Genomic DNA, 23,918 nt, shown 5'->3' with positions numbered 1-23,918 from the left:
CTCGCCGCGGTTCAGCTCCCGGCGATCTCCGCGACTTTCCGGCCGAGCCGGCTTTCCGGGGTCAGGGCATGCGGCGGAACGACGGCGACCGGACACGACGCGCGCCGCAAGCAGGCGGTGCTCACCGACCCGGTGAGAGCTTGCCGGACCAGACCTTTGCCGTGGCTGCCGACGACGAGCAAAGCCGCGTTGCGGGCACAGTCGATCAGCATGCTCGCGGCGTCGCCCTCCGGCGCCGAACACCGCACTGTCTCCGGCGGCGTCTTGACGGTTTCGGCTACGAACGCCTCCAGTTCAGCCCGATGCGCCTTGCCGGCCTCGTCGACGTTCCGGCCGATCGAAAGGTCGTCAAGCAGCGGGTCGTGCAGCCACGCCGCCACGACGCGCAGTTCGGCCCCGCTGGCCGCGGCGGCCTCCGCGGCCCAGAGCAACGCTCCGACGCTCGCGCTGGAGCCGTCCACTCCGACGACGACGAACTGGTGTGCCTTCATGGTCGTTTCTCCTTCGGGCCGTACTGGTTCAAGACACCAGGCTGGGCGCGATCCGCGCGCGGAGCCGGGCCGCGGCCGTTTCCGGGGCCACGGTGACGACCGGGATCCCGGTGGCGAGTTCGAGGCCCGCGGCGATTTCGAGCCGGGGCGCCAGCCGCACCGACCACGCGGCGAACGGGGCGTCCTCGTAACCGGTGGGGGCGGTGTGGACCACGAGGTTGTAGGCGGGGTCGGAGAGTTCGCCGCGCAGTGCGGCCAGCACAGTCCGCAGGGCCCGGGCGAGCGCGTCGACGGTCGAGCGCGGCGCGGCGGCGAAATCCGCGGCCGGCGTCCGCGGCACGAACCACACCTCGTAGTTCGCGGTGCCGGAGAACGGGCTGAAGGCGACGATCTCCTCGTCGGCGGAGACGATCCGGCTCCCGGTGCTCAACTCGACGGCCAGCAGGTCCTCGGCGAGCCTGCGCCCGGTTCTGGCGTGGTGCTCGCGGGTGACCTCGAGGTTCCGGCGCGCCGATTCGGAGAGCACCGGCAGGCCGGCGATCTGCGAGTGCGGATGGGCGAGGGAGATCCCGGCCGCGGGGCCGTGGTTGCGGAAGACCGCGATCTGCGCGGCTCCCGCGCGGAGTTCACGGTGCCGGGTTTGCCACGCGGACAGCACGGCAGCCGCCTCGGCGACAGTCGCGGTCGAAAGATCCCAGTCGTGGCGCGGTGATTCGATGACGATTTCGTGCCGGTCGGACAGCGCGTACCGGTTCGGCACGGTGCGGACGAGCCAGCCGTCGCCGTCCGGCAGCCGCCACGTCTCCGGCGGGGTGTCCTCCCCGGGGCCCGGGCAGAACGGGCAGCCCGCGCGGCCGCTCACGTGCGGCCGGTCCTGCCTGCCGGGCGCCAGGATCGACCAGGCCTGCGATTCGGTGTTCCAGCGGAGCTGGCCGCCGTGCCATCGACGGGTGGTCATGATGGTCCTTTCCTTGCCGTCCCGAGGAAATCGTCTCGGCAGCCGGCGGTCCGGTCGTCCAGCACCGTCGACGAACTTCGCCACGTAGTCCCACGTTTCCGGCTGCGGCTGTGAGGTGTCTAGGTACCACCGCCACACCCGCTTCGCGTTCGCCTTGTCCGCAAAGGACAAAATGGCGGCGGGCTGCGGGTCGTGCACGAAGACGAAGTCCCCGTCGCGGAAGCTCTCCTCGCCCGCGTTGCGCCGCGCGGTCTCTTCGTAGGCGACTGTGCGGTAGGCCGACACCGCCAGTTCGCCGACGTCCACGGTCTGCATGTCACGAGCCTCTCGGTCGGATCCCGCCAACCAACGCGATCCGGGGGCGGGGAAGGGGACAACGACCCCGCGCCGTGGGACCGAGGACGACCGGTGCGCGTTGCAGCTCGCCAGGTTCTTCGGGAGCCAGTGCCCGCCGCGACGCGAGGATGCCTGTCCGGCGAATCGGTCCGGTCAGTGCCGGAGCGCTTCGCGACGCCGGTCGTACTCGTCCTGGTCGATCTCGCCGCGGGCGAACCGCTGGCGCAGAATGGCCGTGGCGGCGTCGTGTTCCGGCCCGGATGCGGCGGTGCGCCGGACGAGAAGCGCGGTGACCACAGTGATCGCCGCGAGCAGCGCGACAGCCACGATGCTCATCACGACCGGGCCGACCCATTCGGCGGCGGTTCCGTAGTGCCAGTACATCATCGTGTTCTCCCGGATTCACGGTTGCCGGCGGCTTCGAGCGGCTGCAGCACTTCGTCGATCCCACGCCGCGGAGTGGCCGGCAACGGGTCCGCGTTGGCCGGAGCCCAGCCCACGCGCAGCACCATCTGCGGGAACGCGCCCGAGGTGACCTTCTCTTCGACGGTGCGGCGGACGTCGGGCAGTTCGAGCGGCTCGGTCAGTGGGCAGCTGGCGAGGCCGAATCGGGTCGCGGTGAGCAGCGCGGCGCTCGTGGCCTCGCCCGCGCGCAGCCGGGACATGCGGTCGTCGGACGCGGTGCTCAGCACTAGCAGCATTGTTTCGTCGTCCTCGCCGGCCGCGCCTTCGGCTTCGGACAACTCCGGGTCCGAGAACTGACGGCCGGGCAACGCACCAGGAGTCTGGTCCGGCACGGGAGCGTTGCGGGAAGGGACTCCGTCCGGGGAGGCGTGCCGCCCGCTCCACGCGGCGAGTTCGATCTGGTAGGCGGGATCGCGGCGATGCCGCAGCGAAGCTTCCTCGATCGCCGTGGCCAAGTAGTACCGCTCGGCGTCCTCGGCGAGGCGCACCACGACGCCTTCGTCGGCCACGGTTTCGGCGATGGCCTCAAGATGCCCGCGCGGAACGCGCCAGGAACTGTGGCGGCGGCGATCGGTGCGGCGACGGGGAATCGCGGCGGCGAGCGCGACCTCGTCGAGGGTCGGTTCGTGCCGGTGGAGCTCAATGGAAGCGAGATGCTCCGGCTCCGCCGGGTTGGGCAGCCGATGCACCTCCGCGCGCCAGCCGAGCGCGGCGAAGGCGATCCGCGCGTGGTGCAGCGCGGCCCCGCAGCTGATCAGCAGATCGCGGCCGTTCGAGTCGGTCTGGGCGAGCTGCCGCGACGGATCGGCATAGAGGTGCAGGGACCGGTGCCCGACCGCGAACCGCCACGGCTGGGAGTTGTGCACCGACGGCGCACGGACGGCCATCCCGACCGCGGTCGTGACGGTGTAGTCGTCGGGAAGTCCGCGTTCCATGACCGACCTGCCTTGTCGTCTCGTCCGATGATGCGTTCGACAGTGGCAGGCGCGGCGGGACCCCGGGCAGGGCCGGAGTTCCCCGGGCACGGGGACTTTCGCCGATCGTGGTCGCTCAGCGGGGGACGAGCGCCCAGCCCAGCACCGATCCGCCCGAATTGGCGCCCCGGCATCGGGGCGAGCAGCCCGCGCTCGGTGTAGCGCCACCAGCACAGGAATACGCCGGTCCCGCCGCAGCGACCGTCGCCAGCACCGAGGCCGTCGCGAGCGGCAGACCGCAGGCCGTCTGGTTCACGGCGGCGTTCTGGGCGAGCGCGAGCGACGGCAACAGATGCCGCAGTCCGAACAGGACGGACGCGCTGAGCACCGGCCGCCACCGCTCGCTGGCTCCGAGCAGCGCCGGGAGCACGCCGCGGAACGCGATCTCTTCGATCAGGACGGTGCCGAGCTGGATCCTTGCCAGCGCGAGCCACATGAGCTGCCCACTCCGTGGGAGCTGATCCGTCCGTCATGGAACGGCATTCGCAGGGGCGGATCGCGCCGGTGAGCCCGAAACCGACCGCCACGGCCCGTCATCCGTTCGTCTTGGGCAACCTGTGCTCACACCCGCGTCCTGGGTCGTCAGCGGAACCCCGGCTTGGAGCCGAATATGTGCTCGCTGGCAGCGCCAGGCCGTGCAGTGTGCGGCGCGACTGGATGCGGCCAAAGATCGGGCTCAGCAAGGGAGACCCCGGTCGTCCGGAGAGCCGCCCAAGTAGCCGTGAGCTGCCGTCTCGACGGCGGGTGGAAGCTACGGTCCTCTGGCGGAAGAGGGCCGCAGCTTTTTTTGCGGGAAGTTCTGATCAGACGCGTTCGGCAGCTTTGTACTGCTCGACTTTGAGGAAATTATTACGTGGGACCATGGCCCGGACGCCCGTTGTCGTCCCAGACGGTTTCGATTAGCCTGAAACGTATCGATGCCGACAATGGGCCGCAAGAGTGAGAGCAAGAAGGGAACTGCGATCACCGCGTGGCGCGGAAAACTCGCCGGCCGAGCGGCGGCCGACTCTGTCCGCCTATTTTTCTCCTGGCGGGAAGTGGCGAAGTTGCCTGCCGTTGATTACGGTCGATGTGAGCGGAATGCCGAAAGCTGGCCACTCCGCGGTGAAATCGAAAGTTTCCGCAGGAGGCGCGGGCCACAACCATAGATTCTCTTCGGCGCGGATGTTCATGCCGTCGATGTGGTATCCGGGTCCGCCCAGCGTCAGAAGGACGGGCGGTTCCGGTTCGCTTGTCGGAGTGAGGCGGAAAAGCCGGGTGCGCGTGCACGCCCGCGGCCGCGACATCGCTCCCACGCCGACACCCCCGACGAGCACTACCTGATCTCCGTGTGGCTGGCACCGGAAACACCGCCGACTGTCCACAAACAGACCAACAGGTACGGGCACGAAGTCCGAGCCCGGAAGGCGGAGCAGTGACCTCTCGCCACGCATGCTGAACCAACGAGGCACCGCAGCGGGTGACAATCAGCGCCTGTTTTTCGTGACAGGTACAAGCTGCGCCCGTTGTCAGGCAGCTCGTTGCACCACCTGTGCCTCTGCCGTCACGATCGCGGGCCCGTCCGGTTCAGCTCATTCTTCTGCTTGTGTTTCGAGGAGTTTGGTCGCCCGAGCGGTTTTCACCTGGTGGTGTGCGGGCCAACGGCTGTGCGGCGGCCGGATCGCGGATTCCATTGGCCGCTGGGTGCTTCGGCAGCGTGGGGTGTCGGCGGACTTGGCACGATGGCGGCCTGGACCTGATCCAGGGTGCGGTCGGTCGGCCGTTGTGCGTCCGGCCGCAGGCGCGGGACCACCATGTGCTCGCCGTGGGTCCTGTGTGGATTGTCAGTTCAGGAATGCTGTCATGAGCAGTCGAATGGTCACCGGGGGAGGGGAACCGGAACGGTCTTGGTTGCTTGTGGCCACCACGACGGACCGGGAGAAGTCTCGGGTGGCGAAGACGGCGCCGGTGTAGCCGAGGTTGCTGCCGCTCTTGCCCCATATTGTGGGGCCGCCGGGCAGGTCCGCACGCATCAGACCAGCTGAAAAGCAGGCCCTGCCGGGGCGCGCCACCATAATGCAGTTGCGTTTGTCGCGGTAGGGAACGTCCGGGGTGGCGAACAGTTCGGCCTGTTGCGCGGGGGCGAGTAGCTGGCTGCGGAACAATGCGGCGAAGAAGCGCTGGACGTCGCTGGGGGTGGAGGTGATGAAGTTCGGTTCTCCGCGTTGGGCGCTCACATCGACCAGGTCGCCGCGGCTGTCGCGCGCGTAGCCCACCAGATGCGGCTGCGGCATCCGCGGATCGCGCTCAGGCAGGAAGGTGTGGTCCAGACGCAGCGGACGCAGTATCCGGGATCGGACTTCTCGGGCGAAGGAATGTCCTGAGACTCGCTCGATGAGGTCTCCGAGTACGCGGTAGTTGAGCGTGTTGTACTCCTGCTGGGTGCCTGTCGGGAACACCTCGCCCGGCCACGGCCGGTCCCGCGGGCGCAGGGTGTCGTCGACGATGCGGGTGAAATCCCGGTAGGCGAAGCGTTCGCGGATGATTTCGTCCGGCGTGGCGGGCGGTGATCCCGCGTCGATGTCCGGCAGTCCGCTGGTCATGGTCAGCAGTTGGCGAATGGTGACGGGACCGAACCCGGAGCTGCCGTCGGCGGATCGGGGCGGCAGTGCGCCCGGCAGGTAGTCCTGCACGGGACGGTCCAGGTCGATGCGGTGCTCGCCGGCCAGTTGGAGGGCCACCACGGCTGTGAAGGTCTTGTCGACGCTGCCGGTCCGGTAGGCGGAATCCGGCCGGATCGGCCTGCCGCTGTGCCGGTCGCCGTCACTGCCCCACCAGTCCAGTCCCGGTCCGGCCACATGGGCGATCACCCCGGCCTGCGGTTCGTCCGGCCGGAGCCTGACCGCCTCGGCTAACGCCTTCTCGCCCGGCTCGGCGGCCTGGGCCTGCGCGATACCTGTCGTGCCTGTCAATGCGGCCATGCCCAATACCATCGCCGCAGTCCATTTCCGCATGCTGGCCCCCGTTCACTCGGCTGCTGCCGATCTTCTTGGGGGAGAGGGCTGGCCGCATCGGGGAGAACCCGGAACTCGCCCCGGGTTCTCGGCGACGTTGTCGTGGTGCGGCTCCTGGGTGACGGCGAGTTCGTAGTTGTAGCGGGTGGTGTGGGGTTTGTTGTCGGCGCGGAGGCTGCGGCCCCACTCCCCGACGTAGGAGCGCCACACGTCGTTGGCAGGGCGGGGCAGACCCTGTTTAGCCAAAATGGTCGGCATGCGGAGAGCCGCCAGTCAAGGTGTCACCGAGCGCTGTGCTAGACCGGAAGGACACCTGCGACCACATGAAAAACGGGCTCCCGCTGCTCTGAGCTGCGGAAACCCGTCGTCCGGTCGGGCTGACAGGATTTGAACCTGCGACCCCTTGACCTCGTTCGCTGCGATGGCGACCTGGCGCACTGGACCGAGGGGTGCTTCTGATCTGCGGGAACTTGGCGGTCATTGATCGACGTTGGCTGACGTCGACTGGTGCCGTGTTGGACGAATGTTGTACGCACGGTCCTGGGCGAACCTGCGATACCGGCTTTTGTGGATCATGTTGGGCGACGTTGGCTGTTGATGATCCATATCAGCCAGTGCCAGCACTGTTCGCAAACGCAATCGAGCGTCGTCGGGCACCCTTGACGGTAATCGGCTGTCGTTTGGCGAGGGTAAAACGTGGGCAGGTGCCGGACCAGCGCGCGAGCTTGCTTCCGGCGGGAACAAGCCTGCCACCTGGATCGGACGCGCAAACCTCCATAGGCTTACTCTGTGAACGATACTCCGTGGTGGTTCGCCGTGATCACGGCAGTCGTGGCTGGCAGCGCAGCCATAGCGGCTCAGTGGATCTCAGCCTGGCGCACAGGCAGGCACGCGAACGAACGGCTCCGGCAGGAGCACGAGGTTGCGCGCCAATCCCGTCTTTATAATCGGAGAGTTGAAGTCTACGACGACCTAGTTCGACTGGCGTTCGAGTTTACGCCCGCAATCGCCGCCAGACGTGAAGCCAAAGGCGATGCTCTCCGCGAAACACAGCGCCTTCTCACCGAGAAGTGGGAGCTGCTGTATACCATGCGCGCACGGCTATTCATGATCGCATCCGCCGAGGTAATCGCCGAGTTCCACAGATTTGCTTATTCTCTCCACAAGATTGCGGGTGACCTGCGAAAGAGTGAGCAGGAAACAAGCACGTCTTCGATGGAAGATATCCGATTAGGCATGTTGCGGGCGATGCGAAGGGACCTAGGAGCTATAGAGCCGCTCCCATCGCCCTTGCTGGACAGTGGACAGTTTGACTACATAGCACCGCTCTTTGCCGAGTAACTACAAGTGGGTGGCCTCTCCGCCATCTCGTCGACCTGGCGCAGCCCGATCACGTCGGGTCAAGGGGGCACCTTTCCGCGGTCCGCAGCGTGCCGGCCGAACTGCCCCCTTGACGCGGCGTGATAGCCCTTGGGGAGGTCGTCGGGATGGCGGCAGGTCACTCACGGACGCAACGTGCGCGCGGTCCCGGCCATCTCGGAGACCTGCCCGTCCGGCGAGGACATTCTTTCTTCTTGAGACGTGGCCCTAGGTGCAGCCGCCGGGCCGGGTGCGTGGGTGCCGGAGGCGGGCCCCGCGTGCCCGGCCCGATAGCGGCGCGGCCCCGCAGGGGCCGCCTTGAACAAGAAAAGAAACTCTGAACACAGGCATCGCACCGGACCATGCAGGAGGGACTCGGTAGCATGGTCACCGGACGGTCGCGGAGAGGAGCAGCGGTGGCAGACCTGGAGGAGCTGGAGGGCCGGGTTGCTCGCCTGGAGCGTGCGGTCGCGGAGGTTCAGCAGGACGCTGCAGCGGCTCGTGTGCTGGCGGGTGCGGCTGATCGTGATGTCTCGGGTTTCCGGGAGGAGCTTCGGGCGCACACGAGGACGTTGAATGCTCTGCGCGAGACTCAGATTGAGCAGGGTCGCCAGCTCTCCGATCAGGGCAGGCAGCTTGACGAGCTTCAGCAGCAGGTCCAGGAGGGTTTCAGCACGCTGAATACCGGTATGGCGCAGATTGTGGCGCTCCTTCGTCCCGAGCAGGATGGGGATTAGGGGGTACCGCAGACATAGGAACGCCCCGGCAGTGAGGTTGCACCAATGGCCGCCGGGGCGTTCGATTGTGGGGCTAAGATCTGCTCGCGGTGATCACTCGCGGAAGTCCCGTAGTACTCGTCGCTGAAGCTCGCGGTGTGCCGTCTCGAAGAGGTTGCGTTCGTAGCCCATCGGGTCTGGGTGTGCCTCGTCGTAGCTGTTGATGAGGGCATTGATGTGCTGAAACCAGGACTCCAATTCCGGGGTCGCCGCAGCGGAAATTCGGCCACGACTGACCGCGTGGTCGACGAGGAGCCGGAAGTCCTGCTGAAGAAGCTCAGGCTTAGGCCGGATGGGATTGAACCAGTCGTCGGTGAGGACGGGGCGCAACTGGGTGGCGTGCTGATTCCAGTGGAGCGTGATAGCGAGGTCTGAGGTGAAGCCAGACGGGAGCGTGTCCGGCCAGAGACTCCGACGTGCGGCGCGTTGACCGGACCATGGTGTGGAACCAACCTTCGGCAGGATTTCGGGAAGCAACAGACCGGCGAGCGGGGCAAAGAACCCATTGAGCCACTGGTCGGGGTACATGGGTCGCCAGTAGAGGTTCGAGATCGTTGCGTCGGCGATCCCTTGGATCAGGGGCTCGACGAGTAACGCGACAAGTGGGGTTTCGCCGTAGTAATCGAGGTCAGCATCCATCAGGCAGACGATCTCTCCCCGCGCGGACTTCACACCCGAGAGGATCGCTTCACCTTTCCCTTTAGGAGCAACGACGACCTTCGCACCTGCATCCTCTGCGAACTTGGCGGTCTTGTCGGTGCACCCGCTCGCGCTGACGATCACTTCGCCGTCGACTGACAGTTCAGAGAGTCCTGCCCTCGCGGCGGTAACCGCGGCTTCGATGGTCGATTCCTCGTTGTGCGCTGGCAGGACTATGGATACGTACCCGGCGTCCGTGGTCAAAGTACGATTGCGCGGTTTGCTCAGTGTCACTTTCCGTGCTCCTGTTCGTGGTTGTACTTCGGGTAACCGGCGGGCCACGGCGTTAGTTGCTCGCTGACCTCGATCTTGGTGCGATCGGCCGGGTAGACGGCGTCCGAAAGCTCAACGACACGATCTTGGACATCGATGGAGCGTGAGCGCACTTTCAGTAGCGGGGTCCCGACGTCCATGCCCCACTTCTCGCGATCGATCGAGCTGGGCTCCGCGGCAGTGACAGTCCGTTCGATTCGCCCTAGCTCAATCCCGACGGTGTAGAGCTGGTGCTGGTGCCCTCCTGGCCACGGCTCGTTTGCGTCGTCGAGTAGTTCGGGGTTGCTGCTGATGAGATCGAGAGGGATGTACGACACACTGAAGGCGATCCGATGGCCCGACTTGGGGTCCTTCATCTCGTAGGTTCGCTGCTGGAGTACATCCGTGTCCTGAATGCTGAATTCTGCGGCAAGCTCGGCCCCTGCGGGGATGTCCTTGTACACGTGCGTAGAGATGATCTCGTCGATCGGGATACCGGCGATCATCTCTATGGCTCCGCGCTTGGCCCGCTCGTCACGAGGGCGTAAGACCAGAGCCTTCTGCTCGTTGGTCCAGCGTGCGGACAGGTGGATGGGGTGTTTCTGAACCTGCGGGCGGACCACGGGCGGTTTCCCTCGACCGCTTGCGGTGATGAGACCTTCCTGGCGCAGCTCGGTGAGCGCAGAGCGGACAGTGATGCTTGCGCAGTTCCACTGGCCCTGAAGCTCGCGGACAGGCGGGAGTGGCTCTCCGGCCTGTAGCGCTCCTGAGTTGATGCGTTCGCGAAGGTCGTCGGCGATCTGAAGGTGCATCGGGACGACGCCGCTGGTGCGTTCTGCCTGCATGCGGGCATCTTCGCACACGCTCGAAAAGTTAGCTAGCGAACCCCTTGCGTCTTGGTCAACGTCGGTGATAGCCTACGGTCAGTTCGCTAGCGAACTAGCAAACTGAACTTAAGGAGGCAGGCATGCAGGACATCCCGTTCTACAGCGGCGGTTACAAGTTCATGGTCACCGAAGCGCCCGTGATGAAGATGCGGGAGGTCAAGGGCGAGATGGTCCCTGCGGTGGACAAGCAGAGCGGCGAGGCGTCGTTCGTGGTGATGCTGTTCGCGAAGCCGCGCCAGCCGGGGAAGAACGGCCGGATCGGCAAGGGCGAGGAAATCAAGGTGACGCTGGCGACGGACCCGGGCGAGGGGTTCGACGAGGGCACCTACGTGGAGCTGATCGACCCGGTGCTGAACACGTGGCAGACGACGAACGACGAGGGGCGGATCACCGGGTCGGGCCTGTGGTTCAAGGCAGAAGGTCTCAAGCCTGCCGGTGCTGGCGCGGTCCGCGACGCTGCCTAGCCCGGTTTCCTGACCGGCGGGTGCCCGGTCCCTCGGCGGCTTCCTCCCCGGCCGTGCGCGGATAACACCACCCTGGAGCCCTTCCCAAGTCGGTTGGCTGCCCGTTTTCGAGTCGGGCGAGGGCGCTTTCCGTTGATTGACAAATACAGAGTGGGCCGATCCATGCCTAAAACGCGCCTGTTTGTGGTGGCGCGCCTCGATTCCCGGGTGCTTTTCGTCCGGGAGTCCTGGGGTTTCACCACGGATTCGCATTGCGGAAGGGAGAACGGCATGCACACGGTTTTCACGGGGCGGGACGGGCTGTCGACGTTCGACCCGTACGGCCCGAAGCGGGGCTTGTGATGTCTGAGGACATGGTGCACATCGAGGCGGAGCACCAGTGGTTGAAGGGTGTTCGCACGAGTTTGTGCGGGCTGGTGTTCGGGCCGGGGCAGCACGAGCGGGTGTGGTTCTTCGCGTGGGGCGTGCCCCGCTGCAAGGACTGCGAACGGATCGACGAGCGGGGCTTCTGATGGCCGCGCACGCGTGCACGGCGAATTTTTTCTTGTCGGCGACGGGAATCGCGACCTGTCAGGTCTGTTCCCGGCAGTGGCATTACTTCGGAGACTAGGAGGTTTGGCGATGGTGGCGAATTTCAGTCCGTTTCTGTTCTGGCTGGTGCTGGTGGTCTGTCTGGGTTTCGCGTCGCCGCTGATGGCGGGGATGGCGATGTTCGCGGGCATCGTGGTGATGGTGCGGGAGGCCCGGCGATGAGCCGCCCGGTGCGCGTCGGCGCGGTGATCCGGATGCTCGCGGCACGGCTGGAAGCGCAGCGGTTGCAGGCGCTGGCCGAACCGGCCGAGGACATGGCGTGGCAGGCGGGCTACTGCGAGGGCCTGCGGGACGCGCAGCACGTGATCCGGAAGGACTCCTGACATGCCGGAGATCGTCGCCATCATCGAGGCCGCGCAGACCGCTTACCGGCGGTTCGTCGCGGCGAACCCCGACCGGGACATCCGGGTCGCGGTCGGCAACGCGGTCGGGTTCCTGACCGCTGATCTCAGGACGGCGGCCGAACTGACCGCCGCGACACGGGAAGGGTGACGGGCAGCCATGCAGGTGGGTTACCTGAATCGCCGGGCGCAGGAGCGCTACGGCACGTTCACCGCGGCGCTGGACCTCGTGGCCGAGGTGCTGGCGGAGGTGGACAAGCTGATCGATTCCTACGACGACGGGCACGCCTCGGAGTCGTGGACGATCTCGACCCGGGACGAGCTGAAAGCGTTCCGGACGAAGGCGTTCGACGAGCTGGACCGGTTGCGGACGCTGGGCAAGAAGCACGAGGCCGAACTCGTTTCGCGGGATTGGAGGCTCTGAGCCATGGCGCATCAGGTTGACCGGGTCGTGGACGACCTGCACTCGGCGATGAACACGCTCAAGGACGCGATGCGCGGGATGCCGGTGCACCGCAACGGTTTCAAGGCCGCGCACGACAAGGCGGCCCGCGCGATGGGCACGCTGTCCACGGAACTGCTGGACGCGCGCCCCGCGCTGGAGCACTAGACCGAACACGCAATATCGCACGCGACCGGCCCCGCCCTCCGTCCTTGCCGGACGAGGTGTGCGGGGCCGCTTTCGTGCTGCCGGAAGGGAGTTTCTGCGATGAAGAACCGCGTTCCGAAGTCGGACCGCCGGGCGGGGATGGAGTTCCGGGGTCTCAAGTGGACCGCGCGGCACCCGGGCTCGGTGCTGATGCCGGCCGGACTGGCCGCCTCGGGGCTGGAGCTGGGCTGGAGTGCGACCGGCGGGATCGTCGGCGGCACGGCGCTGGGGCTGTGCACCTGGTACCGGGCGCACCCGGACACGTTCGACCACTACGCCGCTCCGCGGATCCGGGCGTGGCGTCGCCGCTGGTCGAAGTACTGCGGGCCGAAGCTGAACAAGGCGTTGCAGGCGTGCGACCTGTACGTCACCAACCGCCGCACCGGCAAGGCCGAGTTCCCGCGCGTGGTGCGGGTGCAGTCGTTCTCGCCGTCGGTGGACACGGTGACGCTGCTGCTGCCCCCGGGCATGGGACGGCGGGCGTTCAACGACAAGCTCGAAGACCTCGCCGACACGCTGCGGGTGGAGCGGATCGCGCTGGAGCGGGTCAAGCCCGGACAGGTGTCGCTGGTCATCGAACGCCGGGAGCCGTTCACCGAGACCATCCCGGCCCCGGACATGCCCGAGGAATCCGGCGCGGTCGACCCGGGCGACATCTACGTCGGCGACACCGAGTACGGCACCGACTGGCGGCTCTCGGTCCTGGGCAAGCACACCTTCATCGCCGGGGCGACGGGGGCGGGCAAGAACTCGATCCCGCTGTCGCTGCTGCGCGGCCTGGCACCGCTGATCCGGGACGGGCTGGTGCGGCTGTGGATCTGCGACCCGAAGCAGATGGAGTTCCGCAAACTGCAAGGGGTCGCGCACCGCTACGAGCACGACGAGGCCGCCTGTGCGGAGCTGGTGCGGGAGTTCATCGAGGACCTGCGCCGGGTGCAGCGTGACTTCGCCGCGACCGGCAAGCGCAAGATCACGATGTCGCGGGAGACGCCGCTGAACCTGCTGATCGTGGACGAGATCGGCGCTCTGCTGGCCTACGGCGACGGCACGATCGCCCGCACGCTGCGCAAGGATCTGGCGATCGCGGTGTCCCAGGGCCGGGCGACCGGGCATTCCACGATGGCGCTCGTGCAGGAACCGACCAAGGACACCGTCCCGGTGCGCGACCTGTTCCCGGTCCGGGTCTGCCTGCGGGTGACCTCGCAATCGCATGTGGACATGGTGCTCGGCGACGGGGCCCGGCTGCGCGGCGCGCTCGCCGACGAGATCCCCGAAAGCGAGGACACCGCCGGGATCGGGTTCGTCATCCGGCCGCGTTCGCGGGTCCCGCAACGGGTCCGTGCCGCGTACGTGTCGGATCGGGAGCTGGACGAGCTGGTCGCGTTCATCCTCCGCGGCTACCACGCCGGTCCGGCCCTGTCGGTGGTCGCATGAGCTACCGCGAAGACCGGCACCAGGACTTCCTGTCCTGCCTGTCGGTCGCCTCGGACCGCGCCGGGACCTGGTGCGACGCCGTGCGCCAGGAACGCGAACGCCACCTCGGGGCCATCGACACCGACACGCTCGTCGACGACCCGGAGTACTCCGCCGCGCTGGACGTGTTCGGCGCGCTCGCCGACGTGCTGGCCCTCGCCCGCCGGGTCGGCGCATGACTGTCCCCATCGGACAAGGAGAAGCGATGCAGCAGATCGTCTACTACCCGTGCCTGGTGCGCGAAACGTATTGGGTGGTCGGCTACGAACGCTTCGGTGGCTCCGGCCCCGTGCGGCGCAGCGTCACGCAGATCGCGGCGTGCACCACGGACGACGGCAAAGCGCTGGCCGCATGGCGGAAGCTGGCCGACGAGGGGCACGCCCCGGGCCTGCGCCGCTACGACGAGGTGTTCTTCCCGCGCTGCGGGGTGTGCGGCGAGCGTCCCTACGGGGCCTCGGCGACGCGGCCGGAACTCTCCTGGGACGCGGTCCTCCAGGTGATCTATTTCGAGCCCGCCTGGCTGGCCACGTCCGAACAGTTCGTGTTCTGCCCGTACCACCGACCCGAAGACGCAGAGGAGTAAACCCATGTGGCGCATCGGTTTTTACGTGTGGCGGGCGTGGCTGTGGCTCAAGCTCGGCGCACCCGCGCTGCTCGTCCTGATCCTGATCTACATGGCGCAAGGCCCGTCGGCGCTGTTCTGGAGCGCGACGGTGGTGTTCGGGTGCATCGGGCTCGGCGTGGGGATCGCGGTCGCGGACTTCCGCAACCGGGAGTTCGGGCCGGTCGGCCGGGAGCGTGTCCGGTGACCCGCCGCGACCCGGCGCAGCTCGGGCTCTTCGGCACCGTCCCCGCGGCTTCGGCTCCGCAGTCCGGCCGACAGTGCCCGCCCGCCCGGGTCTCCCGCCGCAAGGACACCGGGCAGGGCGCGAATCCGCTGGTGGCCAAGGACGTGCTGGCCGAGGTCCGCGACGGGAGGTTCGCGCTGCTGGACGACACGGACCGGGTGCTGGTGTTCGAGGACACCGACCGCGTCCGGACCGCGCTGGACGAGGACGTCGTGCATCACCTGATCTCCGTCGGCTACGTCGCCCCGGGCGGCAGCCGGGACACGGTGTCGGCGATGCACGGCGCGATCCGGCGGCCGGTCACGCCGCTGAAGCTCACCGCGCGCGGCCGCACGATGCTCCAGCGCTGGAGCAACCTTTCCGACTACCCGGGCGGTGCGCGGCCGTGAACGAGGACGTGAGCGGCATCGTCTGGCCGCTGGTCGCGCTGGTCGACGAATACGAGGACGCCGTCGCCCGCGGCCTGGAACACCGGTCCGGCGACGCTTCGTCGACCGTGCTGGAGCTGATCGACCTGGACGTGCGGATCGTCCGCGAGTGCGAACGCCTCATCGACGTCTTCCGCACCGACCTCGCAGAGAACGAGGACGCCCTGCACCTGCCGGGCTCGTCCTGACCACCCTCACGGAAGGAACCCCACCGATGGAACACCACTTCGGCGAGAACTTCGCCGACGCGTTCCGCCAGGCACTGCCGGTCGTCGACGAGTTCCAGGAGCTCTACACGCTCGAACTCGGCGTGCACGACGGCGAACCGTGGTTCGTCCAGCCCCGCCTGGCGGAGCTGTCCGACGACCTCGCCCGCTGGCTGGACACCTACGCCGGGGTGTTCCGCCGCTGCGCGCAACGCTTCCGCACCGGCCACGAATAAAAGGGAGGAAACCTCATGTCCACTGCGGACAGTGCGAACGCGACTCGTCGGCTGGTGGACATCGTCCGTCTGCTGGTCGCCTCGACGCTCGGCCTGATCGGCGCGGCGGCCGGGTTCACCCACACCCACGACTGGGCCGTCCACCACGGACAGACCGGCTGGATCGCCTGGGCCGACGCCGTCGTCATCGAAGGGATCGTGATCGTGGCCGGGTTCGAGGTCCAGCGCGACCACCGCACCGGCCGACACCGCCGGTTCAGCTTCCCCCTCGGGGTGCTGGTGGCCGGGTTCGGTGTGCAGATGACCGCACAAGTCGCGCTCGCCGAACCCACCCCGGCCGGATGGCTCGTCGCCGCGATGCCCGCCCTCGGGTTCCTCGTGGTCGTCAAGCTCCTCATGCGCCGCGCCTCCGCCGAACCCGCACCGGCTGCCACACCGGCCCCGGCACCGGCCGAACCCGCCGGTCCCGCTGAACCGGAGACCGCGCCCGCACCGCAAGGCCCGCCTGCGCGACCGGCCACCCGGCTGAAACTCCCGCCGGAGATCGCCAGCCGCGTCCACGCCGCCGCCGACGCGGCCCGCGACGAAGGCCGCGACCTCACCGCCGACGACATCCGCCGCGCCGCCCGCGTCCCCGATGCCATGGCCGCCCGCATCGTCGCCGACCTGACCGGCCACAACGGACACCCCGTCATCGCCTGAACCACCCCGCACCGACCGACGGCGCGGGAGCTGGCCTACACCGGCTGGTTCCCGCGCCGTTTTCCATGCCCGCGAACGAAAGGGCCAACCGACATGCACACGTTGGACGACCGCATCGCCTACCGGGTCCGGATGCGCGACTACGACGAATGGCGCGCCAAAGTGCACGCCGTCAACGGCTGCGCCCGCCCGATCCGCCTCGGCGGCGCACACCAGCTCCAGGACGCTGCCAGCGGACAGGTGCTGCACCACCACGGCGGCGACATCTTCGTCCCGTGCGGCAACCGCCGCGAATCGGTCTGCCCGTCCTGCTCCGACCGCTACGCCGCCGACGCCTTCCACCTTGTCCGCGCCGGACTCGTCGGCGGCCACAAAGGCGTTCCCGAGCACGTCACCGACCGGCCCCGCGCGTTCGTCACCCTCACCGCGCCCTCCTTCGGGCCGGTGCACCACGCCCGCACCAGTCCGCGCGGCAAACGCATCCCCTGCGGCTGCGGGGAATACCACCTCGACGCCGACCCGCGCGTCGGCACCCCGCTCGACCCCGACGCCTACGACTACACCGGCTCCGTGCTCTGGCAAGCGCACGCCGGGGTGCTGTGGCAGCGGTTCACCACCCGGCTGCGCCGCGAGATCGCCAAACGCGCCGGGCTCAAAGCCCGCGAGTTCGCCGAACAAGCCCGCCTCTCCTACGGGAAAGTCGCGGAATACCAGCGGCGCGGACTCGTGCACTTCCACGCCGTGGTCCGCCTCGACGGCCCCGACGGCGCGGCCGACCCCGCCCCGCCCTGGGCGCACCCGGACCTGCTGGAAGACGCCGTCTACGCCGCCGCCGGAGCCGCCTACGCCACCAGCGCACTGCCCGACGGCACGCCGCTCGTGCTGACCTGGGGCGACCAGGTCGACGTCCGCCGCATCGAACCCATGGGCTCCGCGGAGCTGGAGGACAATGCCGGCCGGATCAGCGAAGCCCGCCTCGCCGCCTACATCGCGAAGTACGCCACCAAAGGCACCGGTAAGAGCGAAGCCGCGGACCGGCCGATCCGCTCCGAACGCGACATCGCGCACCTGCGGGTCTCCGACCACCACCGCCGCATCATCCAGACCGCCTGGGACCTCGGCGCGCTCGAACCCTACGAAGAGCTGAACCTGCGCCGCTGGGCGCACATGCTCGCCTTCCGGGGCCACTTCCTCACCAAGTCCCGCGCCTACTCCACCACGTTCAAGGACATCCGCGGCGACCGCCGCCGCTTCCGGCTCGAGGAAACCCTCGAACGCCTCGGCCTCGCCGACCGCGCCGACACCGTCGCCGTGGTCAACAACTGGACCTTCGACGGCGCGGGCTACAGCGACGACGCCGAACGCGAACTCGCCGCCGCCATCGCCTGCCGCATCCGAGACGACCGCAAACACAAATACAGCAAGGAAAACGACCATGGACAACAAGCTGCTTAGCGTCGACGAGCTCGCCGACTACCTCGGCGTTCCGTCGAACACCGTGTATCAGTGGCGCAAGACCGGCAAAGGGCCGAGGGGTTACCGGATCGGCAAGTACGTCCGATTCCGGCCCGACGAGGTTGACGCCTGGATCGATGGGCAGGTGACCGCCTGATGGCCCGCGCGTGGATCTACGACCGCTCCGGGCAGCCTGACTTCGCTGCGCGTGTCCGGAAGGCGAAATCGGCCGGACGCAAGCCGCCCGCTCGATGGATGGTCATGTACTACGACCGGGCGAACAAGCTGCGCTCGGAGGTCGCGCCGAACAAGACGGCGGCTGAGGATCGCCGCGACAAGATCGCGGAATCGCTCGCGGGCGGGACCTATGTGGACCCGAATCTGTCCAAAGTGGCCGTAGGGGAGATGGCAGAGAAGTGGCTCGCCTCGCGGCATGACCTCAAGCCGAGTACGTGGTGGAAGTACCGGGGGTTGCTGGACAACCACGTGATTCCGAGGTGGGGCGAGACGCCGCTGAACGCGGTTCTGGGCGAGGACATTGCCGTCTGGGTCGCCGAACTCGTGAAGAGCACGAAGGACAAAGGCTCGGGGTTGGGACCCTCGCAGGCGCGCCATGCTTACCGCGTGCTGGCGATGGTGCTGGAGTGGTGCGTCCCGACGCGGATACCCCGGAACCCGGCTCGCGGGGTGAAGCCTCCGATACCGCTGGAGGCCGAGCACGTGTACCTGAGCTATGACCAGGTGGAAAAGCTCGCGGCGGCGGCCGGGGAGCTGCGGACGAAGTACGACAAGCCCACCGCGTGTGCAGCGGTCAACCGGGCGTTCATTCTGCTGCTCGCGTACACCGGGATGCGCTGGGGCGAGGCTGCCGCGTTGCGCGTGGGGCGTGTCGACCTCGACAAGCGCCGGATTCGGATCGCAGTGACCTTCACTGAGGTCGGCGGGGTGCAGCACGAAGTCCTGCCGAAGACCGGAAAGAAGCGGACCGTGTCGATCCCCGCGTCGCTGGTGCCGCTGCTGAAGCCGCTGAAGGAGGACAGGGCGGACACCGAGTTGCTGTTCACCACGAAGCGCGGCGATTCGCTGCGGTCGCACAACTGGCGTACCCGTGAGTTCAACGCCGCCGTGCACGCTGCCGGGCTGGAGGTCGACGGGCTGACGCCGCACAAGCTCCGGCACACCGCAGCTTCGCTCGCCATCGCGGCAGGCGCGGACGTCAAGGTCGTGCAACAGATGCTCGGGCACGCTGACGCGTCCATGACGCTGAACATCTACGGGCACCTGTGGCCGGACCGCCTCGACGAGGTGGCTGACGTGCTCGACTTTCGCCGTGGGCAAGCACTCGAACGCATGGCGGCCTGACCGGGAAGCCCCGGGCGCGTGTTGTACGAATGTTGCACGGCCCGGGGTTTCTGTCGTTCCGGGCCGATCGCGGGCAACAAAAAAAGCCACGTGCACCTGCGTGAACGTGGCTCTGTCCGGTCGGGCTGACAGGATTTGAACCTGCGACCCCTTGACCCCCAGTCAAGTGCGCTACCAAACTGCGCCACAGCCCGGACTCCTCACTCCTCGAGGAACCCCTCGTGGAGTGCGATGTGACTACTCTAGCGGGTCCCCAAACCGGCCCTGCAGCGAGGTCTTCATTAGTCCCTGACCTGCGCAAACCCAGGCAAACGAGGTTCCCCGCGCGAGAGGCGGCACGACACCGTCATGATCAACCCGGAGCTGCCGACCGCAGCACCACGCGGGCACCAAAAAGCCCTGGCCCGCGCCAGGGGGCCAGGGCTGGCGAGCAAGCCGCTCATTGACCGCTGAACCGAGCCTTCCCTGGCCCATCCGCCAGGAACGACTTCACCGCACCCCGCAGGTCCTCCGTGTTGTACAGATCCGCGGCAATCTCCGTCACGTGCGCGTTCGCTTCTGGCACCCCGCCGTGCTCGAAGTGCGCCAGGATCTGCTTCGTCGCGGCGTGTGCTTGGGTGGGGCCTTCAGCAAGCTGACGGGTGAACTCCCGTGCAGCGTCATCGAAACCCTCATCCGGAAGCACCCGGTTGACGACGTTCCACCGTTCCAAGGTCGCCGCGTCGAACGGCTCCCCGGTGAACACGAACTCCTTGGCCCGCGCCACCCCAGCGCGGGCAGCGAGGCGTTGGGTTCCACCCATCGTGGGCGTCAGGCCGACGACCTTCTCCACTAGACCGAACTTCGCGCGGGAAGCGGCCAGCAACAGATCGCAAGCCATGGCGACCTCGAAAGCCCAGGTCAGGCAGAGGCCGTGCGCGGCGAAAACCGTCGGGAACGGCAGTGCGGCAAGGCGATCCGGGACAGTGAGCAGCTCGTCGAAGAGCACCTTCGCCTCAGCGGGAGAAGACTGCGCGTCGAACAGCGCGACATCGACACCCCCGCTCACGACGCGGCCTTCGGCGCGGATCAGGAGGGCTCGGGCGGGGGTTTCCTCCAGCGAGCTGATCGCGTCCAGAAGCGCGTCCTGGAGCGGCTTCGTGTAGAGGTTGAGCGGCGGCTCGTCGATGGTGAGCACGGCGAGCCCGCCGTCGCGTTCCAGCCTCGTCATGCTTGCTCCTCGTTCGCGGTGAGTTGGTCCCAGTACGCCTGCGCGGCGGGGCGCCATTCCACGTGTTTGCGGTGGAACAGCTCTGCCGCCTTGGCACCGCTCCAGCTTGCGGGCAGCAGTTCCGCGGGCAGTTGCGGGTCGAGGAACGGGAAACGCCGCCACTCGTGCACCAGTTCCGTTTGCGCGCGCAGGACTGCTTGCGAGCCGGAGGGGGACACACCGGTGAAGCGGTCGATGAAGTCCTCGTACCGGTCGGTCAGCTCGGAGAGGTCCCAGGACCGCGCGACCATGCTTTCCTGGTCGCCGATCGCGCCGTACTCCGCGGTGAACGACATCGCCTGCGCTTCGAGGCCCAGTTCGGCGACGATTTTCTGCGCTTCGGGCTCGCGGCTCGGATCGGGGCTGACCCAGACGCCTGCCACGGGCGAACCGAAGCCGGCCCAGGTGAGGCGGGTGCGCAGGCGGTGGCGCAGGTCGCGCTTCGCCTCCGGCACCGAGACGATCAGCATCAGCCAGCGGTTCTCCCAGGCGTGCGCGTCGCGGCCGAAGGCGTATATGCGGTCGGCGCCCTCGGTGAGCAGGCGCCGTCCGGGCGGGGTCAGCGACCAGCGGACGCGGCGGCCGATGCGTTCGGACACCAGCCAGCCCTCGCCGGCGGAACGGGCCAGCGCCTGGCGCGCGGACTTCTCCTCGATGTCGAGCATGCCGAGGGATTCGACCAGCATCGACGTCCACACCGGACGGTCGCGCGGCAGCACGTACTCGCCCAGCACGGTCATCAGCAGCGACCGCGCACTCGCGTGGCTCACCTCGCGCCGTCTGCTGACGGTCGGCCGGGGAGCCCGCTGCTTCCCCCGGCCGAACGGGACCGGGGCGGGTTCCGCCATCGCTTTTCACCGACCTCACTGCTCTCGTTGGACCCGGCAACCCGCCCAGAGTACCCACTCGGAGTGACGGAGCCGACACGCGGCACGCGGCGCGAGGGGCACCCGTAAACTCGGCTGCGATATGAGCGCCACACTCGTCGCGAAGGACCTGGCCGCCGGCCACGGTGACCGCGTTCTCTTCTCCGGCCTTGATCTCGTCGTCGCCCCGGGGGAGGTGATCGGCCTGGTCGGCGTCAACGGCGCCGGCAAGTCCACCTTGCTGCGCACGCTGGCCGGGCTGACCCGCCCGGAATCCGGCGAGGTCCGGCTGAATCCGCCGACGGCCACCGTCGGGCACCTCCCGCAGGAGCCGGAGCGGCGCGAGGGCGAGTCGGTGCGCGCGTTCCTCGCGCGACGCACCGGTGTCGCGACAGCGCAAACCGCACTCGACGCCGCGACCGATGCGCTTACCGCGGGCATCGACGGCGCCGACGACGCATACGGCACCGCGCTGGACCGCTGGCTCGCGCTCGGCGGAGCGGACCTGGACGACCGTGCCGGCGAGGTCGCCGCGGACCTCGGGCTGGCCGTCGACCTCGACCAGCCGATGCTCTCGCTCTCCGGCGGGCAGGCCGCGCGCGCCGGGCTGGCGTCGCTGCTGCTCAGCCGGTACGACATCTTCCTGCTCGACGAGCCGACGAACGACCTCGACCTCGACGGGCTCGCCCGGCTGGAGCGCTTCGTCACCGGGCTGCGCGCGGGGACCGTGCTGGTGAGCCACGACCGCGAGTTCCTGGCCCGCACCGTCGACCGCGTGGTGGAGCTGGACCTGGCGCAGCGCCAGGTGAAGGCGTACGGCGGCGGGTACGAGTCCTATTTGGAGGAACGGGCGGTCGCGCGGCGGCACGCGCGCGAGGACTACGACGAGTACGCCAACACCCGCGCGGCGCTGGAGGCGCGGGCGGGCATGCAGCGCTCGTGGATGGAGAAGGGCGTCAAGAACGCCCGCCGCAAGGCGACCGACAACGACAAGATCGGCCGCAAGTTCCGCAGCGAGGCCACCGAGAAGCAGGCCTCGAAGGCGCGCCAGACGGACCGGATGATCGAGCGGCTCGAGGTCGTCGAGGAGCCGCGCAAGGAGTGGGAGCTGCGGATGGAGATCGCGGCCGCTCCGCGCGCGGGCGCGGTGGTCGCGACGCTGCGGGGCGCGGTCGTGCGGCGCGGCGAGTTCACGCTCGGGCCGGTGGACCTGCAGATCGACTGGGCGGACAAGGTCGCCATCACCGGCGCGAACGGCGCGGGCAAGTCCACGCTGCTGGCGGCGTTGCTCGGCCGGGTGCCGCTGGACGAGGGCAATGCCGCGCTCGGGCCGGGCGTCGTGGTCGGCGAGGTCGACCAGGCTCGGCGGCTGTTCCTCGGCGACCTTCCGCTGGCGGACGCGTTCGCGCAGGAGGTCCCGTCGCTCGCCGACGCGGAAGTCCGTACCCTGCTGGCGAAATTCGGGCTCAAGGCCGCGCACGTGCTGCGTCCGGCGGCGACGCTTTCGCCCGGCGAGCGCACCCGCGCGGCGCTGGCGCTGCTGCAGGCGCGCGGGGTGAACCTGCTGGTGCTGGACGAGCCGACCAACCACCTGGACCTGCCCGCGATCGAACAGCTCGAGTCCGCTTTGGACGATTACCCCGGGACGCTGCTGCTGGTGACGCACGACCGGCGGATGCTGGACGCGGTGTCGGTGACGCGGCGGCTGGAAGTCGACGGGGGCAAGGTTTCCGAGCGCTGACCAGGCCTCGTGAGTGCCTGCGCCGGAGAACGGAACAGGCACTCACGAGCTGTCAAGGACGGTCGGTGAGATACCCGCCCATGGTCGTGAAGTACTCCGCCGCCGAAAGCTCCCGGTCGTCAGCCGTCCGGACGCGTTCGATCCGCAGCCCCGGCGACTGACCCCGCCGCGCCTCCCGCCCGGCGACGATCACCACGCCCTCGCCTTCGCGGATGAAGACGCGTCCCGGCGTCCCGCCGTAGTGACCGTCCGAAACCGACGCGCGCACGATGCGCAGTTGCTCGCCGCGGTGGTAGGTGAAGGCGTTGGGGTACGGGTCGGATTGGGCGCGTACCAAGCGGTCCAGCTCCTCCGCCGACCACGTCCAGTCGATGAGGCTGTCGCGCGGCGCTCGCTTGTGGAAGAAGCTCGCCTTCGTCCGGTCCTGCGCGATCGGGACGACCGTGCCGGATCCGATCAGGCCCAGCGCTTCCGTCACGAGCGGTTCGATGAGGTCGACGGTGCGGTGGAACAGATCCGTGGCGGTGTCGCGCGGGCCGACCGGCACGGCGCGCTGGGCCACGATGTCGCCCGCGTCGAGTTCGTCGTTCATCATGTGCGCGGTGACGCCCACTTCCGGCTCGCCGTTGATCAGCGCCCAGATGATGGGGGAGAAGCCGGCGTAGGCGGGCAGCAGCGAATCGTGCACGTTGAGCGTGCCGTTGCGCGGCAGGGCGAAGATCTCCGGCGGCAGCCAGGTGCGCCAGTTGTTCGCGACGATCAGGTCCAGGTCCGCGGCCTTCAGCTCGTCGAGCAGTTCGGCGTCGTCCGGGCGGGTGCGCAGCAGGGTGCGGATTCCGTGCTGCTCGGCCAGCTCGGCGACCGAATCGCTCCAGATCCGTTCGTAGGCGTGGTCGCTCGGCGGGTGGGTGACCACCAGCCGCACGTCCTGGCCTGCGTCGAGGAGGGCCTTCAGGGTGCGGTGTCCCCAGGTCTGGTAGCCGAACATGGCCACGCGCATCGGCGGTGCACCTTTCGTGGTCGGGACGAACATCACCCAGACAGTACTAGTTGAGGCTTACCTAAGTTAGGTTAGGGTTTCTTGAGCATTGGTCAGTCGGGAACGGTGATGCGGCAG

At 68.2% G+C, this 23,918-nt stretch carries 34 protein-coding genes and 1 tRNA gene; 22 read left to right on the top strand and 13 right to left on the bottom strand.

What is annotated here, in order from left to right:
* Positions 1–11 precede the first annotated feature (11 nt).
* The 7 genes from ABZX37_RS01055 to ABZX37_RS01025 all read right to left on the bottom strand — a co-directional run bounded on the left by ABZX37_RS01055 (position 12) and on the right by ABZX37_RS01025 (position 6,475).
* Positions 12–491 carry a universal stress protein gene (locus ABZX37_RS01055; RefSeq protein ID WP_354734920.1) on the bottom strand — a complete coding sequence of 160 codons (480 nt, stop codon included), beginning with the start codon at positions 489–491 and terminating at the stop codon, positions 12–14.
* A 28-nt stretch (positions 492–519) separates the two neighbouring features.
* Positions 520–1,764 carry a galactose-1-phosphate uridylyltransferase gene (locus ABZX37_RS01050; protein ID WP_354734919.1) on the bottom strand — a complete coding sequence of 415 codons (1,245 nt, stop codon included), beginning with the start codon at positions 1,762–1,764 and terminating at the stop codon, positions 520–522.
* Positions 1,765–1,938: 174 nt separating this feature from the next.
* A complete protein-coding gene (locus tag ABZX37_RS01045) occupies positions 1,939–2,172 on the bottom strand; it encodes an SHOCT domain-containing protein (protein ID WP_354734918.1) in 234 nt (77 codons plus the stop codon).
* Positions 2,169–3,185, bottom strand: a complete 1,017-nt coding sequence (locus ABZX37_RS01040; RefSeq protein WP_354734917.1) for an NAD(P)H nitroreductase — start codon at positions 3,183–3,185, stop codon at positions 2,169–2,171. The genes ABZX37_RS01045 and ABZX37_RS01040 overlap by 4 nt, the downstream gene beginning before the upstream one ends.
* A gap of 115 nt (positions 3,186–3,300) precedes the next feature.
* On the bottom strand, positions 3,301–3,660 hold the full coding sequence (locus ABZX37_RS01035; RefSeq protein ID WP_354734916.1) for a CPBP family glutamic-type intramembrane protease: 360 nt from the start codon (positions 3,658–3,660) through the stop codon (positions 3,301–3,303).
* 1,387 nt (positions 3,661–5,047) lie between these two features.
* A complete protein-coding gene (locus tag ABZX37_RS01030; protein ID WP_354735136.1) occupies positions 5,048–6,184 on the bottom strand; it encodes a serine hydrolase domain-containing protein in 1,137 nt (378 codons plus the stop codon).
* Between the two features lie 45 nt (positions 6,185–6,229).
* Positions 6,230–6,475: a hypothetical protein gene (locus ABZX37_RS01025; protein ID WP_354734915.1), complete on the bottom strand. Its 246-nt coding sequence runs from the start codon at positions 6,473–6,475 to the stop codon at positions 6,230–6,232.
* Positions 6,476–7,006: 531 nt separating this feature from the next.
* On the opposite strand from ABZX37_RS01025, the gene ABZX37_RS01020 reads away from it, so the two are divergent.
* Both ABZX37_RS01020 and ABZX37_RS01015 read left to right on the top strand, forming a co-directional pair.
* Complete coding sequence (locus ABZX37_RS01020; RefSeq protein WP_354734914.1) at positions 7,007–7,558, top strand: hypothetical protein; 552 nt, start codon at positions 7,007–7,009, stop codon at positions 7,556–7,558.
* 434 nt (positions 7,559–7,992) lie between these two features.
* Complete coding sequence (locus ABZX37_RS01015) at positions 7,993–8,313, top strand: hypothetical protein (RefSeq protein ID WP_101440366.1); 321 nt, start codon at positions 7,993–7,995, stop codon at positions 8,311–8,313.
* Positions 8,314–8,406: 93 nt separating this feature from the next.
* Here ABZX37_RS01015 and ABZX37_RS01010 read toward each other — a convergent pair whose 3' ends face one another.
* Positions 8,407–9,228: a glycosyltransferase gene (locus ABZX37_RS01010; RefSeq protein WP_354735135.1), complete on the bottom strand. Its 822-nt coding sequence runs from the start codon at positions 9,226–9,228 to the stop codon at positions 8,407–8,409.
* A 53-nt stretch (positions 9,229–9,281) separates the two neighbouring features.
* Positions 9,282–10,148 carry a GntR family transcriptional regulator gene (locus tag ABZX37_RS01005; RefSeq protein ID WP_101440367.1) on the bottom strand — a complete coding sequence of 289 codons (867 nt, stop codon included), beginning with the start codon at positions 10,146–10,148 and terminating at the stop codon, positions 9,282–9,284.
* Between the two features lie 122 nt (positions 10,149–10,270).
* Here ABZX37_RS01005 and ABZX37_RS01000 point away from each other — a divergent pair, with 122 nt between their 5' ends.
* The 19 genes from ABZX37_RS01000 (at position 10,271) to ABZX37_RS00910 (ending at position 18,945) form a co-directional block, all read left to right on the top strand.
* Positions 10,271–10,654 (top strand): hypothetical protein, encoded by a 384-nt coding sequence (locus ABZX37_RS01000; protein ID WP_101440368.1) that lies wholly within the window; start codon positions 10,271–10,273, stop codon positions 10,652–10,654.
* 162 nt (positions 10,655–10,816) lie between these two features.
* Positions 10,817–10,996, top strand: coding sequence for a hypothetical protein (locus ABZX37_RS00995; RefSeq protein WP_143271490.1), 180 nt, complete (start codon positions 10,817–10,819; stop codon positions 10,994–10,996).
* The gene (locus ABZX37_RS00990) at positions 10,996–11,166 is read left to right on the top strand and encodes a hypothetical protein (RefSeq protein WP_158242584.1); all 171 of its coding nucleotides are present in this window, start codon (positions 10,996–10,998) and stop codon (positions 11,164–11,166) included. The genes ABZX37_RS00995 and ABZX37_RS00990 overlap by 1 nt, the downstream gene beginning before the upstream one ends.
* A gap of 109 nt (positions 11,167–11,275) precedes the next feature.
* Positions 11,276–11,407, top strand: coding sequence for a hypothetical protein (locus ABZX37_RS00985; RefSeq protein ID WP_255442901.1), 132 nt, complete (start codon positions 11,276–11,278; stop codon positions 11,405–11,407).
* On the top strand, positions 11,404–11,568 hold the full coding sequence (locus ABZX37_RS00980; RefSeq protein ID WP_354734913.1) for a hypothetical protein: 165 nt from the start codon (positions 11,404–11,406) through the stop codon (positions 11,566–11,568). Before ABZX37_RS00985 ends, ABZX37_RS00980 begins: the two co-directional genes overlap by 4 nt.
* A 1-nt stretch (position 11,569) precedes the next feature.
* Positions 11,570–11,737 (top strand): hypothetical protein, encoded by a 168-nt coding sequence (locus ABZX37_RS00975; RefSeq protein ID WP_158242587.1) that lies wholly within the window; start codon positions 11,570–11,572, stop codon positions 11,735–11,737.
* Between the two features lie 9 nt (positions 11,738–11,746).
* A complete protein-coding gene (locus ABZX37_RS00970) occupies positions 11,747–12,010 on the top strand; it encodes a hypothetical protein (protein WP_101437485.1) in 264 nt (87 codons plus the stop codon).
* Positions 12,011–12,013: 3 nt separating this feature from the next.
* Positions 12,014–12,196, top strand: coding sequence for a hypothetical protein (locus ABZX37_RS00965; protein ID WP_354734912.1), 183 nt, complete (start codon positions 12,014–12,016; stop codon positions 12,194–12,196).
* A gap of 99 nt (positions 12,197–12,295) precedes the next feature.
* Positions 12,296–13,669: an FtsK/SpoIIIE domain-containing protein gene (locus tag ABZX37_RS00960; RefSeq protein WP_354734911.1), complete on the top strand. Its 1,374-nt coding sequence runs from the start codon at positions 12,296–12,298 to the stop codon at positions 13,667–13,669.
* Positions 13,666–13,887, top strand: a complete 222-nt coding sequence (locus ABZX37_RS00955; protein WP_101440371.1) for a hypothetical protein — start codon at positions 13,666–13,668, stop codon at positions 13,885–13,887. Before ABZX37_RS00960 ends, ABZX37_RS00955 begins: the two co-directional genes overlap by 4 nt.
* A 26-nt stretch (positions 13,888–13,913) precedes the next feature.
* Entirely contained in the window at positions 13,914–14,291 is a 378-nt protein-coding gene (locus ABZX37_RS00950; protein ID WP_354734910.1) for a hypothetical protein, read from the top strand.
* A gap of 4 nt (positions 14,292–14,295) precedes the next feature.
* Positions 14,296–14,517, top strand: a complete 222-nt coding sequence (locus tag ABZX37_RS00945; protein WP_354734909.1) for a hypothetical protein — start codon at positions 14,296–14,298, stop codon at positions 14,515–14,517.
* Entirely contained in the window at positions 14,514–14,945 is a 432-nt protein-coding gene (locus ABZX37_RS00940; RefSeq protein ID WP_037820870.1) for a hypothetical protein, read from the top strand. Before ABZX37_RS00945 ends, ABZX37_RS00940 begins: the two co-directional genes overlap by 4 nt.
* A complete protein-coding gene (locus ABZX37_RS00935; protein WP_134661663.1) occupies positions 14,942–15,172 on the top strand; it encodes a hypothetical protein in 231 nt (76 codons plus the stop codon). The genes ABZX37_RS00940 and ABZX37_RS00935 overlap by 4 nt, the downstream gene beginning before the upstream one ends.
* A gap of 26 nt (positions 15,173–15,198) precedes the next feature.
* Positions 15,199–15,426, top strand: a complete 228-nt coding sequence (locus ABZX37_RS00930) for a hypothetical protein (RefSeq protein WP_354734908.1) — start codon at positions 15,199–15,201, stop codon at positions 15,424–15,426.
* 15 nt (positions 15,427–15,441) lie between these two features.
* The gene (locus ABZX37_RS00925) at positions 15,442–16,128 is read left to right on the top strand and encodes a DUF2637 domain-containing protein (RefSeq protein WP_354734907.1); all 687 of its coding nucleotides are present in this window, start codon (positions 15,442–15,444) and stop codon (positions 16,126–16,128) included.
* A 93-nt stretch (positions 16,129–16,221) separates the two neighbouring features.
* On the top strand, positions 16,222–17,583 hold the full coding sequence (locus ABZX37_RS00920; protein ID WP_354734906.1) for a replication initiator: 1,362 nt from the start codon (positions 16,222–16,224) through the stop codon (positions 17,581–17,583).
* Positions 17,564–17,740, top strand: a complete 177-nt coding sequence (locus ABZX37_RS00915) for a helix-turn-helix domain-containing protein (RefSeq protein WP_101440377.1) — start codon at positions 17,564–17,566, stop codon at positions 17,738–17,740. The genes ABZX37_RS00920 and ABZX37_RS00915 overlap by 20 nt, the downstream gene beginning before the upstream one ends.
* Positions 17,740–18,945, top strand: coding sequence for a site-specific integrase (locus ABZX37_RS00910; protein WP_101440378.1), 1,206 nt, complete (start codon positions 17,740–17,742; stop codon positions 18,943–18,945). The genes ABZX37_RS00915 and ABZX37_RS00910 overlap by 1 nt, the downstream gene beginning before the upstream one ends.
* A 120-nt stretch (positions 18,946–19,065) precedes the next feature.
* Here ABZX37_RS00910 and ABZX37_RS00905 read toward each other — a convergent pair.
* From ABZX37_RS00905 to ABZX37_RS00895, 3 genes are all read right to left on the bottom strand, one after another.
* Positions 19,066–19,139 (bottom strand) — tRNA-Pro (locus ABZX37_RS00905).
* Positions 19,140–19,384: 245 nt separating this feature from the next.
* Positions 19,385–20,155 (bottom strand): enoyl-CoA hydratase/isomerase family protein, encoded by a 771-nt coding sequence (locus tag ABZX37_RS00900; RefSeq protein WP_354734905.1) that lies wholly within the window; start codon positions 20,153–20,155, stop codon positions 19,385–19,387.
* The gene (locus ABZX37_RS00895; RefSeq protein WP_354734904.1) at positions 20,152–21,042 is read right to left on the bottom strand and encodes a PaaX family transcriptional regulator C-terminal domain-containing protein; all 891 of its coding nucleotides are present in this window, start codon (positions 21,040–21,042) and stop codon (positions 20,152–20,154) included. The genes ABZX37_RS00900 and ABZX37_RS00895 overlap by 4 nt, the downstream gene beginning before the upstream one ends.
* A 121-nt stretch (positions 21,043–21,163) precedes the next feature.
* Between ABZX37_RS00895 and ABZX37_RS00890 the strand changes: the two genes are divergently transcribed.
* Positions 21,164–22,801 carry an ABC-F family ATP-binding cassette domain-containing protein gene (locus ABZX37_RS00890; RefSeq protein WP_354734903.1) on the top strand — a complete coding sequence of 546 codons (1,638 nt, stop codon included), beginning with the start codon at positions 21,164–21,166 and terminating at the stop codon, positions 22,799–22,801.
* Positions 22,802–22,853: 52 nt separating this feature from the next.
* On the opposite strand, the gene ABZX37_RS00885 is transcribed toward ABZX37_RS00890, so the two are convergent.
* Positions 22,854–23,801, bottom strand: a complete 948-nt coding sequence (locus tag ABZX37_RS00885) for a methionyl-tRNA formyltransferase (RefSeq protein ID WP_354734902.1) — start codon at positions 23,799–23,801, stop codon at positions 22,854–22,856.
* Between the last annotated feature and the right edge of the window lie 117 nt (positions 23,802–23,918).

This window comes from Amycolatopsis sp. NPDC004079 (assembly GCF_040610415.1).
Lineage (GTDB): Bacteria > Actinomycetota > Actinomycetes > Mycobacteriales > Pseudonocardiaceae > Amycolatopsis > Amycolatopsis halotolerans.
Note: the sequence above shows the minus strand (reverse complement) of the source record. Positions and strands in the feature narration are given on the sequence as shown.

Bases quoted from the DNA above. Each gene is read 5' to 3' on its own strand.
- ABZX37_RS01055 (WP_354734920.1), bottom strand. From the start codon at position 491: ATGAAGGCACACCAGTTCGTCGTCGTCGGAGTGGACGGCTCCAGCGCG.
- ABZX37_RS01050 (WP_354734919.1), bottom strand. From the start codon at position 1,764: ATGCAGACCGTGGACGTCGGCGAACTGGCGGTGTCGGCCTACCGCACA.
- ABZX37_RS01045 (WP_354734918.1), bottom strand. From the start codon at position 2,172: ATGATGTACTGGCACTACGGAACCGCCGCCGAATGGGTCGGCCCGGTC.
- ABZX37_RS01040 (WP_354734917.1), bottom strand. From the start codon at position 3,185: ATGGAACGCGGACTTCCCGACGACTACACCGTCACGACCGCGGTCGGG.
- ABZX37_RS01035 (WP_354734916.1), bottom strand. From the start codon at position 3,660: ATGTGGCTCGCGCTGGCAAGGATCCAGCTCGGCACCGTCCTGATCGAA.
- ABZX37_RS01030 (WP_354735136.1), bottom strand. From the start codon at position 6,184: ATGGCCGCATTGACAGGCACGACAGGTATCGCGCAGGCCCAGGCCGCC.
- ABZX37_RS01025 (WP_354734915.1), bottom strand. From the start codon at position 6,475: ATGCCGACCATTTTGGCTAAACAGGGTCTGCCCCGCCCTGCCAACGAC.
- ABZX37_RS01005 (WP_101440367.1), bottom strand. From the start codon at position 10,148: ATGCAGGCAGAACGCACCAGCGGCGTCGTCCCGATGCACCTTCAGATC.
- ABZX37_RS01000 (WP_101440368.1), top strand. From the start codon at position 10,271: ATGCAGGACATCCCGTTCTACAGCGGCGGTTACAAGTTCATGGTCACC.
- ABZX37_RS00995 (WP_143271490.1), top strand. From the start codon at position 10,817: ATGCCTAAAACGCGCCTGTTTGTGGTGGCGCGCCTCGATTCCCGGGTG.
- ABZX37_RS00990 (WP_158242584.1), top strand. From the start codon at position 10,996: ATGTCTGAGGACATGGTGCACATCGAGGCGGAGCACCAGTGGTTGAAG.
- ABZX37_RS00985 (WP_255442901.1), top strand. From the start codon at position 11,276: ATGGTGGCGAATTTCAGTCCGTTTCTGTTCTGGCTGGTGCTGGTGGTC.
- ABZX37_RS00980 (WP_354734913.1), top strand. From the start codon at position 11,404: ATGAGCCGCCCGGTGCGCGTCGGCGCGGTGATCCGGATGCTCGCGGCA.
- ABZX37_RS00975 (WP_158242587.1), top strand. From the start codon at position 11,570: ATGCCGGAGATCGTCGCCATCATCGAGGCCGCGCAGACCGCTTACCGG.
- ABZX37_RS00970 (WP_101437485.1), top strand. From the start codon at position 11,747: ATGCAGGTGGGTTACCTGAATCGCCGGGCGCAGGAGCGCTACGGCACG.
- ABZX37_RS00965 (WP_354734912.1), top strand. From the start codon at position 12,014: ATGGCGCATCAGGTTGACCGGGTCGTGGACGACCTGCACTCGGCGATG.
- ABZX37_RS00960 (WP_354734911.1), top strand. From the start codon at position 12,296: ATGAAGAACCGCGTTCCGAAGTCGGACCGCCGGGCGGGGATGGAGTTC.
- ABZX37_RS00955 (WP_101440371.1), top strand. From the start codon at position 13,666: ATGAGCTACCGCGAAGACCGGCACCAGGACTTCCTGTCCTGCCTGTCG.
- ABZX37_RS00950 (WP_354734910.1), top strand. From the start codon at position 13,914: ATGCAGCAGATCGTCTACTACCCGTGCCTGGTGCGCGAAACGTATTGG.
- ABZX37_RS00945 (WP_354734909.1), top strand. From the start codon at position 14,296: ATGTGGCGCATCGGTTTTTACGTGTGGCGGGCGTGGCTGTGGCTCAAG.
- ABZX37_RS00930 (WP_354734908.1), top strand. From the start codon at position 15,199: ATGGAACACCACTTCGGCGAGAACTTCGCCGACGCGTTCCGCCAGGCA.
- ABZX37_RS00925 (WP_354734907.1), top strand. From the start codon at position 15,442: ATGTCCACTGCGGACAGTGCGAACGCGACTCGTCGGCTGGTGGACATC.
- ABZX37_RS00920 (WP_354734906.1), top strand. From the start codon at position 16,222: ATGCACACGTTGGACGACCGCATCGCCTACCGGGTCCGGATGCGCGAC.
- ABZX37_RS00915 (WP_101440377.1), top strand. From the start codon at position 17,564: ATGGACAACAAGCTGCTTAGCGTCGACGAGCTCGCCGACTACCTCGGC.
- ABZX37_RS00910 (WP_101440378.1), top strand. From the start codon at position 17,740: ATGGCCCGCGCGTGGATCTACGACCGCTCCGGGCAGCCTGACTTCGCT.
- ABZX37_RS00900 (WP_354734905.1), bottom strand. From the start codon at position 20,155: ATGACGAGGCTGGAACGCGACGGCGGGCTCGCCGTGCTCACCATCGAC.
- ABZX37_RS00895 (WP_354734904.1), bottom strand. From the start codon at position 21,042: ATGGCGGAACCCGCCCCGGTCCCGTTCGGCCGGGGGAAGCAGCGGGCT.
- ABZX37_RS00890 (WP_354734903.1), top strand. From the start codon at position 21,164: ATGAGCGCCACACTCGTCGCGAAGGACCTGGCCGCCGGCCACGGTGAC.
- ABZX37_RS00885 (WP_354734902.1), bottom strand. From the start codon at position 23,801: ATGCGCGTGGCCATGTTCGGCTACCAGACCTGGGGACACCGCACCCTG.